Origin of the sequence: Vreelandella alkaliphila, from assembly GCF_016107625.1 — a bacterium.
GTDB classification, from domain to species: Bacteria; Pseudomonadota; Gammaproteobacteria; order Pseudomonadales; family Halomonadaceae; genus Vreelandella; species Vreelandella alkaliphila.
In genome coordinates this window covers 156,055-169,718 of sequence record NZ_JABASV010000002.1, presented here as the reverse complement: position 1 = coordinate 169,718, position 13,664 = coordinate 156,055, and the positions used below count along the sequence as shown (strand labels likewise).

At 53.5% G+C, this 13,664-nt stretch carries 11 protein-coding genes; 5 read left to right on the top strand and 6 right to left on the bottom strand.

What is annotated here, in order from left to right:
• Window positions 1-5 precede the first annotated feature (5 nt).
• From dapF to JFC11_RS03935, 5 genes are all read right to left on the bottom strand, one after another.
• The gene (dapF, locus tag JFC11_RS03955; protein WP_038479600.1) at window positions 6-839 is read right to left on the bottom strand and encodes a diaminopimelate epimerase; all 834 of its coding nucleotides are present in this window, start codon (window positions 837-839) and stop codon (window positions 6-8) included.
• On the bottom strand, window positions 839-2,110 hold the full coding sequence (lysA, locus tag JFC11_RS03950; RefSeq protein ID WP_038479602.1) for a diaminopimelate decarboxylase: 1,272 nt from the start codon (window positions 2,108-2,110) through the stop codon (window positions 839-841). The genes dapF and lysA overlap by 1 nt, the downstream gene beginning before the upstream one ends.
• A complete protein-coding gene (gene lptM, locus JFC11_RS03945) occupies window positions 2,110-2,241 on the bottom strand; it encodes an LPS translocon maturation chaperone LptM (RefSeq protein ID WP_084183632.1) in 132 nt (43 codons plus the stop codon). The genes lysA and lptM overlap by 1 nt, the downstream gene beginning before the upstream one ends.
• Window positions 2,238-3,641, bottom strand: coding sequence for an argininosuccinate lyase (gene argH, locus JFC11_RS03940; RefSeq protein ID WP_198348765.1), 1,404 nt, complete (start codon window positions 3,639-3,641; stop codon window positions 2,238-2,240). Before argH ends, lptM begins: the two co-directional genes overlap by 4 nt.
• 114 nt (window positions 3,642-3,755) lie before the next feature.
• The gene (locus JFC11_RS03935) at window positions 3,756-6,206 is read right to left on the bottom strand and encodes a sensor domain-containing protein (protein WP_198348764.1); all 2,451 of its coding nucleotides are present in this window, start codon (window positions 6,204-6,206) and stop codon (window positions 3,756-3,758) included.
• Between the two features lie 137 nt (window positions 6,207-6,343).
• Between JFC11_RS03935 and hemC the strand changes: the two genes are divergently transcribed.
• The 4 genes from hemC to JFC11_RS03915 are packed head-to-tail and all read left to right on the top strand — an operon-like array spanning window position 6,344 to window position 10,842.
• Complete coding sequence (gene hemC / locus JFC11_RS03930) at window positions 6,344-7,288, top strand: hydroxymethylbilane synthase (RefSeq protein WP_038479611.1); 945 nt, start codon at window positions 6,344-6,346, stop codon at window positions 7,286-7,288.
• A complete protein-coding gene (locus JFC11_RS03925; protein ID WP_038479613.1) occupies window positions 7,285-8,064 on the top strand; it encodes a uroporphyrinogen-III synthase in 780 nt (259 codons plus the stop codon). The genes hemC and JFC11_RS03925 overlap by 4 nt, the downstream gene beginning before the upstream one ends.
• Window positions 8,065-8,080: 16 nt before the next feature.
• A complete protein-coding gene (locus tag JFC11_RS03920) occupies window positions 8,081-9,580 on the top strand; it encodes a uroporphyrinogen-III C-methyltransferase (RefSeq protein ID WP_198348763.1) in 1,500 nt (499 codons plus the stop codon).
• Entirely contained in the window at window positions 9,577-10,842 is a 1,266-nt protein-coding gene (locus JFC11_RS03915; RefSeq protein WP_038479618.1) for a heme biosynthesis HemY N-terminal domain-containing protein, read from the top strand. The genes JFC11_RS03920 and JFC11_RS03915 overlap by 4 nt, the downstream gene beginning before the upstream one ends.
• 231 nt (window positions 10,843-11,073) lie before the next feature.
• Here the strand turns inward: JFC11_RS03915 and JFC11_RS03910 are convergent, their stop codons facing one another.
• Window positions 11,074-12,351 (bottom strand): dienelactone hydrolase family protein, encoded by a 1,278-nt coding sequence (locus tag JFC11_RS03910; RefSeq protein WP_319618683.1) that lies wholly within the window; start codon window positions 12,349-12,351, stop codon window positions 11,074-11,076.
• 173 nt (window positions 12,352-12,524) lie between these two features.
• Between JFC11_RS03910 and JFC11_RS03905 the strand changes: the two genes are divergently transcribed.
• Window positions 12,525-13,544 carry an AraC family transcriptional regulator gene (locus JFC11_RS03905; protein ID WP_038479624.1) on the top strand — a complete coding sequence of 340 codons (1,020 nt, stop codon included), beginning with the start codon at window positions 12,525-12,527 and terminating at the stop codon, window positions 13,542-13,544.
• Window positions 13,545-13,664: the final 120 nt, after the last annotated feature.

Below are 13,664 nucleotides of genomic sequence, written 5' to 3'. Positions count from 1 at the left end.
TCGAATTAGTTGAGTGTGACACGACCGTCAAAGACGCGTGTAGCAGGGCCCACCATCACCAACGGCGCTTCGGGATCGGGCCACTCAATGCTTAACTGACCACCCGGCAAGTGAACGGTGACCGGGCTTTTCAATAACCCCTGACGAATACCACTAGCCACAGCAGCGCAGGCGCCGGTGCCACAAGCAAGCGTCTCGCCGCTGCCACGCTCATACACCCGCAGGCGAATTTCGCTGGGCGACACAACCTGCATAAACCCCACATTCACCCTCTTCGGAAAGCGAGGGTGAGACTCAAGCAATGGACCAAGATGCTCAACCGGTGCACTATCAACACTTTCCACCTGCAGCACGGCATGGGGATTGCCCATCGAGACAACTCCCAGCTCCAGCGTATCACCGTCGACCTCAACGGCGTGTAAGGGTTGATCCCCCGGTGCCTCAAACGGCAACGTGGCGGGATTAAAGCGCGGTCTCCCCATGTCAACACGCACCATACCATCGTGCTGAACATTAAGTACCAGTGGCCCACCGGCAGTTTCAACATGAATTTCATGCTTATGTGTCAGGCGCTGGTCGCGAACAAAACGTGCAAAGCAGCGCGCGCCATTGCCGCAATTTTCAACTTCGCTGCCATCCGCATTAAAAATACGGTAGCGAAAGTCCATCTCTGGGTCACGGGGCGGCTCAACCACCAATAATTGGTCGAAGCCAATGCCAAAGCGCCGGTCTGCCAGCTGGCGAATCTGCTCATCACGCAGACGCGCTCGCTGAGTCACCAGATCTACCACCATAAAATCATTACCCAGACCATGCATTTTGGTGAAGTGCAACAGCATCAGCGCTCCCCTTCCGGCAGCAGAGCTTCACCGGCCCACAGGCTTTCCAGGCTTTCCCGAGCGCGGACCACATGATAGCGGCTACCATCGACCATCACTTCCGGAGGGCGTGGACGGCTATTGTAATTTGACGCCATCACAAAGCCGTAAGCACCGGCTGATCGAACGGCCAGTAAATCGCCCTCAGCAATTGCCAGATCGCGCTCTTTACCGAGGAAATCGCCGGTTTCACAGACCGGACCGACCACATCATAGACCGCACGCTCACGCTGCTGGCGGGTATCCACCGGCACAATCGCCTGCCATGCCTGGTACAACGCAGGGCGGATCAGGTCATTCATGGCGGCATCAACAATCGCGAAATTTTTGGTTTCGCCGGGCTTTAAGAACTCTACGCGGGTCAGCATTAAACCTGCGTTAGCGGCAATAGAGCGGCCCGGCTCAAATAGCAAAGTAAGCGCTTCACCGCCCTCCCAACGAGAAAGGCGTGCCAGCAATTGGCTCGCATAATCAAACGGCTGAGGCGGCTTTTCGTCACGATAAGGGACACCTAACCCGCCACCTAAATCTAAATGGTCAATCTCGATGCCGCGCTCACGCAACCGCTCCATCAACATTAACAGCCGCTCAAGAGCATCTAAAAATGGTGCCGTTTCAGTGAGCTGAGAGCCAATATGGCAGTCTAGTCCGGTGACGCGCAAGTTGGGTAAGCTGTCAGCCAGCGTGTAAACATCCAGCGCTTCGTCGACTGGAATACCGAACTTGTTGTCTTTCAGCCCAGTGGAAATATAGGGATGAGTGCCAGCATCCACATCCGGGTTTACCCGCAGCGATACCGGTGCCACCTTACCCAGTTCCGCCGCAACAGCGTTTAATCGCTCAAGCTCGGGACGGGATTCAACATTGAAGCACTTAATGCCAACGTCTAGCGCACGGGCCATTTCATGAGGCTGCTTGGCAACGCCTGAAAACACGACTTTTTTCGGATCACCACCCGCTTTCAGCACGCGCTCAAGCTCACCAATCGAAACAATATCAAATCCAGCGCCCAATCGAGCAAGCAAACCCAATACTGCCAAATTAGAGTTAGCCTTCACCGCATAACAAATTAAATGGGGATGCCCCCCCAGGGCTTCGGTATAAGCACGAAAATGGCGTTCTAACGTCGCTTTCGAATAAACATAACAGGGCGTGCCCAGTTCAGCGGCGACCTGGGTAAGCGGGACGTCTTCGGCATAAAGCACGCCATCGCGGTAGTTAAAGTGATCCATTACCCCTCCTGCTCGGCAGCCGAACCATGGGTGTCTTCATCAGGTAAATAGAGCGGCCCTTTCTGACCGCAACCCACTAATAGCAGCGCGATCAGCAGTACCGCGCTCAAGGTGGTAACACAGCGTTTCATGCATCACCTTTAAGCGCGGCTAACGCCTCGCGGGCACGGCTGGCAGCGGCGCGCACCTGGTCAGGCGCGGTGCCACCGATATGGTTACGGGCGGCCACAGAGCCTTCTAATGTAAGCACCTCAAACACATCCTGCTCAATCGTGGCAGAGAACTGCTGCAGCTCTTCAAGGGTCATTTCAGACAGGTCTTTCTTAGTCTTCAAACCGTAAGCCACCGATTGACCGACAATTTCATGGGCATCGCGGAAGGCGACGCCCTTGCGAACCAAGTAGTCAGCAAGGTCCGTGGCGGTTGAGAATCCACGTCGTGCGGCTTCATACATGCTGTCTTTTTTCGGCTCGATAGCAGGCACCATGTCAGCAAAGGCTTTTAAGCAGTCGCGCACGGTATCAACGGCATCAAACAGCGGTTCTTTGTCTTCCTGGTTGTCTTTGTTGTAGGCCAGGGGCTGAGACTTCATCAGCGTTAACAGCGCCATTAAATGACCATACACACGGCCCGTTTTACCGCGAACCAGTTCGGGAACATCAGGGTTTTTCTTCTGCGGCATAATCGAAGAGCCGGTGCAGAAGCGGTCAGGCAGGTCGATAAAGTTAAACTGGGCGCTGGTCCATAGCACCAGCTCTTCACTCATCCGTGATAGATGCATTAGCAGAATGCTGGCAAAGCTGGTGAATTCGATAGCGAAGTCACGATCAGAGACAGCGTCCAGCGAGTTTTCTGCCGGGCGATCAAAGCCGAGTAATTCAGCAGTGACATGGCGATCGATGGGGTACGTGGTACCCGCTAGCGCCGCGGCGCCAAGAGGCATCACGTTCACCCGCTTGCGGCAGTCCAGTAAGCGCTCGTGGTCACGGGTTAGCATCTCTTGCCATGCCAATAGATGGTGGCCAAAGGTCACCGGCTGCGCCGTTTGCAAATGAGTGAAGCCGGGCATAATGGTATCGGCTTCACGATCAGCAAGCTCAATCATGCCTTCACGCAGACGCACCAGCTCCGCTTCGATCACATCGATCTCATCACGCATGAACAAGCGAATATCGGTCGCTACTTGGTCGTTACGTGAGCGGCCGGTGTGCAATTTTTTGCCGGTAATACCAATTTTGTCGGTCAACCGCGCTTCGATATTCATGTGTACATCTTCAAGCGGAATCGACCAGTTAAACTCGCCTCGCTCGATTTCACCCTGAATCTCGGTGAGACCATTGATAATGGTGTCACGCTCTTCATCGGTCAGTACACCGACTCGCGCCAGCATGGTGGCGTGGGCAATCGAGCCCTGAATATCCTGGCGTGCCAGGCGTTGGTCGAAAGTCACAGACGCGGTGAAGCGTGCGACAAAAGCATCGGTGGGCTCGCTAAAGCGACCGCCCCAAGACTGGTTCGTAGCTTGGCTCATCGGAGGCATATCCTGCTTACAAAACTGAAGGAGTCGTTAAAAACTAAAGTAATCGTTATCAGAAAGTGTACCAGAGTCGCCGCACTCAGCGGCATGCCGTTTTATAGTCGTTTTTCATGTCGGCGAGGGCTCAGCGTCACTAAACGGATAAGGAGATTCGTGTAATAAGCTACGTATGGCTGAAAATGGCATCGGACGAGCAAAGTAGAAGCCCTGAAAATGCGTGCTATGGCGTGCGCTGAGATATGCATACTGCTCTGCCGTCTCTACGCCTTCGATTAATACCTCAAGACCCAGCTTGGCCGCCATGGTTACCACGCCGTCTACAATCGCAGCATCCCGAGTATCGTTGACCACGTCTCGAACAAATGATCGATCAATTTTAAGCTTGTTAATCGGCAAGTGTTTGAGATAGCTAAGGCTGGAAAAGCCGGTTCCGAAGTCATCCAGCGCAATATGCACACCCAGCGAGCGCAGATCCTGCAATGTTTGTATGACGTGCTCCGTACTGTCCATCAGCACGCCTTCAGTAAGCTCTAGCTCTAATAATTCGGGTGCCAAGCCTGTCTGCTCAAGCACCCGTTCAATAGATAACAAAAATCCCGCGCGCTGAAATTGCATGGGCGAAATATTAACCGCCATGGTAATAGGCATACTTGCGTTCGCATTCAATCTGACAGCATCACGACACGCCCTCTCCAACACCCACTCACTGATCGGCATAATCTGTCCGGTATCTTCTGCCAAACTAATAAACTGCCCAGGAGCAATGTTGCCACGCTCAGGGTGATACCAGCGAATCAGCGCCTCTACGCCAGAAACTCGACCAGTGGAGCCATGTATTTGCGGTTGGTAATGCAGCTCAAATTGCGACTGTTCTATGGCTTGTTGCAACGCATGGCGTAAATTAACCCGTTCGGAAACTTTACGATTTAGCTCATCGGTATACCACTGATAGGTATTACGCCCTTGCCGCTTGGCTTTATACATCGCCAGATCCGCCTGCTGTATAAGCTGGCGCGGTTCGCTAATCGTTCCATCATCAGTGGCAATTCCTATGCTGGCAGTCATACGCAGCTCGCTGCCTCGATACCAGTAGGGCGCAGAGAGACGAGCGAGCAGCCGCTCAACGACCTGCATGACATCTTTTTCATGGGCTAAATCAGGCAATAGAACGATAAACTCGTCTCCCCCAAAACGCGCCACGGTATCCCAAGGGCGCAGCTCTTCTTCAAGGCGCTTGGCGACCTCAATTAACATATAGTCGCCTACCTCGTGGCCAAGCGTGTCATTAATCGGTTTAAAATCATCCAAATCGACAAATAGCGCGGCTATATAGCGGTGATACCGCTTAGCCAGCAGGCAGCCCTGAGCCAGTCGCTGGTCGAGTAACAATCGATTAGGCAAGCCTGTTAATGCATCGTGGCAAGCGTTATGTCGAAGCTGCGCTTGGTATTCGCGCTGGGCAGTAATGTCATTCTGCACACCAATGAAGTGCGTTACAGCGCCAGCAGTATCGCGCACAGGGGAAACATATAGATCATTCCAAAATGGCACGCCGTTACGACGGTAATTGCGCATCACGACATGAACTTCTTGCTGAGCACGAATCCCTCTGCGCAGTTGATCCAGCGTGGTGGGATCCGTCTCTTCGCCCTGCAAAAAGCGGCAGTTTTGCCCTAACACCGTATCCCGGGAGTAGCCGGTAATTCGCTCAAATGCCGCGTTCACATAAACTATTGGCAAATCATGCCCCTGGGCATCAACGATGATGACACCATTGATACTTGATTCAACGCTCCTCTCCAGCAGTGTGAGCTGCCGTTCCGTCGCTTTTCGCTCAGTGATATCTTGGGTTGAGCCCTGAACTTGAACAACTTGCCCCTGCTCGTCTCGTACGGCTTTTCCAATCACTCTTACCCATAGCCTTACTTCTTGTCGAGTGATGATCTCTAGCTCTTCATCAAAGCTGATACCGTGCTCGCAACAGGCTTCAAAAACCTCACGGATACGTGGCCTTGAACTCGGCGCATAAAAGTCAATTGCCTCCTCAACTGTGGGTCGAAACCCGGGCGAAACGCCATGCAGACGACATACCTCGTTCGACCAAATGGGCAGCCTTTCGGACATATCAACGTACCAACCACCAATCAGCGCTGTCTCGCCAACTATTTGGAAGAGCCTCTGATTACGGATGAGCTGTTTCTCGATGGCTTTTCGTCGCGAAATATCACGGGCAACCACGTAAATGACCCCTTCCCCCATCGCGGCGGTAACTTCCAACCACACCATTTGTCCCTCGGCCGTCAGCGCTCGAACGTCAAACGAAGGCACTCTCTTTTGGGACTGAAGACGCGCCAACGCTTCCTCAATAACCGGAATATCGCGACGGTCCACTACCTTGCCGCATGACTTGCCTATCCATTCGCTAGCGGAATAGCCCAGCAAGGTTTCAAACACAGGATTGACGTTAAGTAAAATGCCTGCGAAATCAATACTGAAGAACAAATCTTGCGATAATAAAAAAAACTGGTCTAATTTTTCTTCAGATTTAACAAGGGGCATGGCATTACCTAAACATGTGGATTGCCTGACAGCACTGGCCTTAAATTCAGCCGGTTATTTTTACTGTGTGGCTGGGTGCTTTATGATGAGACTTATCATAGTTCGTCGCGATCTGTCAGCGACAAAGGGAGAATCACGTGTCATCCATCACTAAACTGCGCATTGCCACGCGTAAAAGCCAGCTTGCTATGTGGCAAGCCGAGCACGTCCGCGACCGCTTGATGGCGGCACACAGCGGCCTGGAAGTCGAACTTATTGCGCTCTCCACTAAGGGCGATAAAATTCTCGACACACCGCTTTCCAAGATTGGCGGTAAAGGGCTCTTTGTGAAAGAGCTAGAAGATGCCATGCTGGATGGACGTGCAGATATCGCCGTTCATTCAATGAAAGATGTTCCTATGCACTTTCCTGAAGGGCTCGGTCTTTCTGTCATTTTGGAAGGCGCCGATCCGACCGATGCGTTTGTTTCTAACCACTATACCAGCATCGACGAGCTACCAGAGGGTGCTCGTATTGGTACTGCCAGTCTACGTCGTGGCCTGCAAATGCGCGAAGCGCGACCTGACCTGCAGATTCTTAATCTACGCGGAAACGTGCAGACTCGCCTAGCAAAATTAGATGCTGGCGAATTTGATGCCATTATTCTCGCCACTTCTGGCTTGAAACGCTTAGGTCTCGATGAGCGCATTGCCCAAGCCTTACCGCCTGAAATATGCCTTCCCGCCTGTGGCCAAGGGGCACTAGGCATCGAGTGTCGCCTCCATGACCCCGAGCTGATTGGATTATTAGCCCCGTTGGATGACCCCGATACCGCCACTCGAGTGCGTGCTGAACGCGCCATGAACACCCGTCTGGAAGGCGGTTGCCAAGTGCCTATCGCAGGCCATGCCGTGCTTGATAAGGCAGGCGACACTATTTGGCTGCGCGGTTTGGTTGGCAACCCAGAAGGTACAGAGGTACTGCGTGCAGAAGGCAGCGGTTCCATTCATGAGCCCGAAGCCTTGGGTATCCGAATCGCCGAGGACCTATTGGACCAAGGGGCAGGCGATATATTAGCCGAGGTGTATGGCCGCAACGTATGAGTCAACCGGTACTGATCTGCCGCCCTGGTAACCGGGGCGAAGCCCTAGCAGACTCGCTGCGTGCTCAGGGAGCTTCTGTAGAGCACCTCAATGTTATGCGCTTAGAGCCGCTGCCCGAGGACCACGTTCAACGAAGCGTGTGGTTAGATATTGATCAGTACCATAAAATAGTGGTGGTCAGCCCCTTCGCCGCTTACTGTTTAAGCGAGGCGCTCGATCGCTATTGGCCACAGCTGCCTGTGGGCATTGATTACTATAGTGTAGGCCGTGCGACGGCAAACATGCTCTTTGAACAACTGGGTGTGCGTGTCCATATTCCTTCGCCTGACTACGGAGAAGACACGAGCGAGGCGCTGCTGTCACTGGCCTCACTCAAAACACTTACGCATCAGCGTATATTGCTAGTGGCTGGTGAAGGTGGTCGCTCATTACTAGCCGATACATTGAGCGCACGCGGGGCCAACGTGACCCGCATCGCAGTGTATCGACGTGTATACCAAGCGCCTACGCCTGCCCTGCAACAACGTCTATTAACCGGCGATTATCGAGCGTTAATCGCTACCAGCGGCGAACTGCTTCAACATCTGGCAAGATGGTGTGAACAAGCAGCGTTGAACCAACCGCTAATCGTTTCCAGTCACCGTTTAGCTAAACTGGCCGGTAAACTGGGTTTTCGTGACCTCAAGGTGGCGTCGGGAGCAACACCAGCTGCACTGGCAGCGGCGTTGGGTCGGTCCTGCAACCCGAAGGGTGCCGATGTCGATCAAGGAACTTAATAAGGGCTAGCGACAGATGAGCAAACAACCAAACGATCAGGAAGGCGTACACAACGCGTCTGCCGATGCATCTCAACACGACGCTAAACCGAGCGACACCTCCGCGTCAGCCGCGTCGGGCGGCGAAACGTCAACAGCAGGCAATACGGCAGCATCTTCTTATGCCGCTAAAAACAGCCGCTCGCGTCGCCGTAATAAAGCGGGCTCTAGCGCGCCCAGTGCCAGCACCGTATCAGCGAACGTCAATAATGACCAAGCCTCGCCCCAACCAAGCGACGCGCCCAAACAGACAGCTGAAACTAAATCTTCTGTAGATACTAAATCTTCTGCAGATACTAAGCCTTCAGCAGGTACCAAGCAGACGGCAAACACCAAGCCAACGAGCGGTGGCAATAGCACGTCTAGCAATAGCGCGTCTGGCAATGCTGCACATGTCCCGCCCTCTTCTAAGAACAGCACCACGAACAGTGGCAATGGTGGTGGCAAAGGCAGTGGTATCGCCATTGCGCTGGTGATTATCCTGGCACTTGCCGTCGCGTTTGCTGCTTGGCAAGGCTGGCAGCGCTTGGATAATCAGCAGCAGCGTATAGACGAGCTGGCCCAGCAAACGCAAAGCAGTGCCTCGCAGCAAGAGGTTAGCGACCTAGCATCACGTATTGAAAGCAGCGAAGCCGAGCGCACCCAAGCGCTAGACAGCACGATGAGCGAACTGCGTAGCGAGCTGGACAGCTATCGTGGCGAGGTCAACAACACATTAGACAACGTGCTAGCACAGCTTTCTCAAGAGCAGGAGACCGACGAGCGAGACTGGCTACATGCCGAAGCCGCCTACCTGCTACGGTTAGCCAACCAGCGCCTGCAACTGGAAGGTGACGTTGAAGGTGCTGCCGCCCTGCTGCGCACCGCCGATGCTCGCTTGGTCGATGCCGACAACCCTGCATTAACGCCAGTACGTCGTGAAATTGCTAACGAACTTGCCGCCCTGGACGCCGTACCACAGGTTGATCGCACAGGTATTTATCTTGCATTGAACGCTCAGCAAGAGCGTATTGCTGGCCTACGTCTATCACAAGAGATCGAAGAGCGCGCCGTTACCTCTAGCATTGAACAGCCGCCCACGGGCACCTTCCAACGTCAATTGGCTCGCTTTGGGGAAGAGCTAAAAGATCTTGTGGTGATTCGTCAGCACGACGAAGCGTTAGAAACACTGATTACACCCGAACAAGAGTCCTATCTGCGTCAAAGCCTACGCCTGATTCTTGAACAGTCTCAGTTGGCACTGCTTAAAGAAGAGCAAGCGCTTTTTGAGGCAAGCATCGATAAGGCACTGGCGCTGCTCAACGGCTACTACGATACCGAACGAGAAGAGACGCAAAGCGTTATTGCTCGCCTGCAAGAACTGAAGCAAACCCAGGTGCAGCCTGAGTTACCAGACATCAGTGCTTCGCAACAGGCACTAGCGGGCTTCATTGAAAACCGCTTTGAGTCGCGTCGCCAAGGTGGAGGTGATGCATGAGAAAGCTAATCCTCTTAATTGTTGCCGGCTTAGCGGTCGGCGCACTGTTCGGGCACCTGATGATGTCGGTGCCAGGCTACTGGTTAATACGCGTTGGTGATACCTCGGTACAAACGTCGTTCTGGTTCGGCTTGGTGCTGCTACTGGGTGCCTTCATCGTTTTGCACTTTGCATTACGCCTGCTCAGCGGCATTATTCGCCCGGTCGGACGTTTTCGCACCTGGAATAGCCGTGCCCGCAATCGTCGTGCCATGAAACGCACCGTGCGCGGCTTGGTTGCCTTAACCGAAGGCCGTTGGAAAAAAGCCGAGAAAACGCTGGTGCGAGCGGCTGACGATTCCAGCACACCTCTTGTGAACTACCTTTCTGCGGCACTGGCGGCGCATTACCAAGGTCACCACGAAATGTCTCAGGAGCATTTAAATCAGGCTCAGCTCACTACCGAGGGGGCCGATACGGCGATTGGCCTGATGCAAGCTCAACTGATGATTGATCGTCAGCAGCCTGAAGAGGCCCTGGCCATTCTGAATCGCCTGGATAAGAAGCTGCCCAACCACCCGCAAGTACTCAAGCTTCTTAAGCAAGTGCACCTAAGCGTTAACGACTGGGAAGGCTTACGCCAATTAATACCCCGTTTGGCAGCGCAAAAGCTGATCACTCAGCAAGAGCGTGAGCAACTGGAATTCAAAGCATACCGTGAATTGATTATTTTTGAGGCCAAAAACCCCACGAATATCGAGCGTGTACGCGGGCTATGGGCCGATATGCCGGACTATCTCCGCGGCAATACCGAGCTAATCGTGCTCTATACCGAGGCGCTTTTACAGGCCAACGAAGAGCCTATTGCTGAGCGTTTGCTTAATCACTCACTGGACAACCACTGGGATGCGCGCTTAGTAAAACGCTACGGCCTACTAAACGTAGACGCTGCGCGCCAGCTAGCAAAAGCGGAAAAATGGCTGCAAGAACGCCCCAACGACCCCGAACTACTGCTGACCTGTGGCCGACTATCGCTGCGTACTGGTAAGTGGGAAAAAGCACTGGAGTACTTTGAAGCCAGTCAACGTCAACGCCCCAGCGGTGAAGTATGCGCCGAGCTTGCTCGCCTCTATGCAAGCCTTGGCGAACACAACAAGAGCCAGCTCTACTACCGACATAGTGTCGATATGCTCGCTAAATCACTGCCCTCGCTTCCACAACCAAGCGATGCCAATGACAGCAAACAAAGTGAGCTCAAAAAAGACGTTAAACAAAGCGCTTAACGTCGTTAGCAAGCCGCTAATGAAAAAGGGTGCCCATCATGGGCACCCTTTTTCTTTGCGTGTTAACGCATTGTTTTGCCAAATCTGACGGTGTTTCAACCGCGTCATCAGCAGCTAATTCAGACGTACAATGGTAAAGAACCGAGCAGCTTGCGCTGATTAAGCAGGAAACGCTCTCTTAACATCAAGTGGTTTTGAGATGATTGCTACGAGTAGGCACGCACAAATAGATCAGCGATTGGCGCTGTTGCCCCAGGTATGCATCAGTTCGTTGGAAGGCCAGTTTTCGTCTAGCAATTTAACGGCTGTCTCATGACCTGCTACTGGCAACCCTGTCGGGTCGAGCACCCCTACTTGCACCAGTAGCGAAGCCTGATCCCAGTAAATATGTTCATGATAGAGCTTATCACCACGGAACTTGACGATGGCGACGAGAGGGATCTCCACATACTTACCGGTGGGCGCAACCCCTGGTAGCAACCAGTCGATCTCGCGATCGTGGGTAAAACAGAACAATGTTTCATCAACGATCTGAGTCGCCCCGATAGTGCGTGATAGGGGAATCAGGGTGGTGTCGTCGGGGTTGCTATCGACGAAGTGGTGCTTGTAGAAGCGATAGAGCTGCCGATACCCCACTCCGCCCGTGAGCGTCGGGATATGGTTAACATAGGGCTGTTCCACCATGGTGGCCATGGTGTCGTCCACGTTGCGGGTAGAAAACTCATACTCGCAATGTTTATCCCACAGCGCCGAGAGGTCGTAATGAGGTCCCATCGCATTGCGAAAAGCCGTCACCGAGCGCTGGTGAGCCATGAGCGCTGAGGGCTTGTGGTAATGCTCTGAATGAGGGCGTGCAAAAGCATGATCTACACCCTGGTATAGATACAGCTCGATATTATCCTGCTCGCCCAGGGAAGCTTCTATCGCCTCGCGGGCGGTGGTGGGGCAATATTCATCCTGCTCGGCGAAGTGCAGCACTAGAGCCCCACGGATGTTTTTTGCCTCGTCCAGATGGTTCTCAATTCCCATGCCGTAGTAACCCACCGCGGCATCTACATCACAACGACAAGCCGTCAAATAGGCCAGACGGGCACCGAGACAGAAGCCCAGGGCACCTACGGCACCACTGCACTCTGGACGCGACCGTAAAGTCTCGATAGCAGCGGCGATATCTTCAATACCGAGCTCCTGATCGAAGCCTTGAAATAAACCAAAGGCACGTTGCCAATCCTCCGGGGTATAGTCTAATTCAATGCTAGGCGCCTGACGCCAGAACAGATCCGGTGCCAGCACTACATAACCCTCTTCAGCGTAGTAGTCGGCGATTTCACGGATGGTGGCATTAACACCGAATATTTCCTGCAGCAGCACAATCCCGGGGCCACTGCCAGAGGCCGGAACGGCCAGATAACCAGTGAAATTTCCGCGGCCATCTGCCGTCTTGATCTCGATAGAAGTGCCCATGTAGATACCTTTCGTTGTTGTTGGCGGGTCATTGCTAAAGTCCACGCCATCACCTTAGACAAGAAAGTAAGCACTTCACGATCCGCTAACTGCCATCTCTATCCGCTGAGTGCAGAAAGTAATTTGCCAAGAAATGAATCAAGAAAATCGCTATTTATACTGAAAGGACTTTCGACACTCCCCATTGATGCGGGCACATAACAACAATTGAGATCCTTATGACAACGCAACAATCACTACCCCGTTGGATGAAGCGAGCCCTGATGGAGGATCATCGGAACTTGGTATTCAGCTCGACTGCCGCAGAGGAAACACGCACAAACGTCGCCAATATCTTTAAGTCACATCATCTGGAACCGTTGAGTCACGGTGGCAAACTGTCTGCCCGCCTGCACTCAGTAGCGCTGGGCTGCGTCTCCTATAACCGCCTCGCCTATGGCGGAGCTGTGCGCATCGACCCTGAGCGGCTCGAGCACTTCTACCTGATTCAGATGCCCCTACAGGGACAAGCCCGGATTGACAACGACGGCAAGCAGATCGACTCGGGACAGCTGCTGGCCTCAGTGCTCAACCCCACGGCACGACTCAGGATGCACTATAGTGAAGATTGTGATCAGCTGATGTTACGTATCGAGCGTGAAGCACTAGAGCATGCCTGTAGCCGCTTTTTAGGACGCCCTCTACGCGCCCCTTTAAGTTTTCACCCCGTAATGTACTGGCGCGACACGCCCAGCTGGTTCAACCTAATCGGCTATATCACTCGGCTGCTCAAGGAGTCACCGGAGGCACACCAAGATCCGCTGATTGCCCCCCAGCTTGAGCAATTGATCATCCATACCCTGTTAACGACCCAGCCCCATAACTACAGCGATGCGCTGCGCCAAGGGGATAAACGCCTCGCCCCACGCCACGTCAAACGGGTGGAGGAGTATATCGAGGCCCATGCCCAAGAGCCGCTGACGCCGGCTCAGTTGGCGTCGGTGGCTGGTGTTAGCCTGAGAACCCTCTATGCTGGCTTCCGAGATTTTCGCCATCAGAGCCCCATGGAAACCTTACGTCAGGTACGTTTAGAAAGAGTCCGCCAGGCGCTGCTAACCGACACCGACACGGCGACAATCACCGAAATTGCCATGGGCTGGGGCTTTACTCATATGGGGCGCTTCAGCCTCAGTTATCGTCAGGTATTTGGCGAATCGCCCAGCGAGACACTACGAAGCCGGTGTCTCGTCGGCCGGTAGCGAGCAGAAAGTCTGCGGTTTTGTCTTTATTCAGGCGGCTAAAAGCAATACTTTTAGACGAATGGCCATTGCTTCACCAAAGTGGCAAAATAACAATACAAGTTCGCAATGCGCACTTAA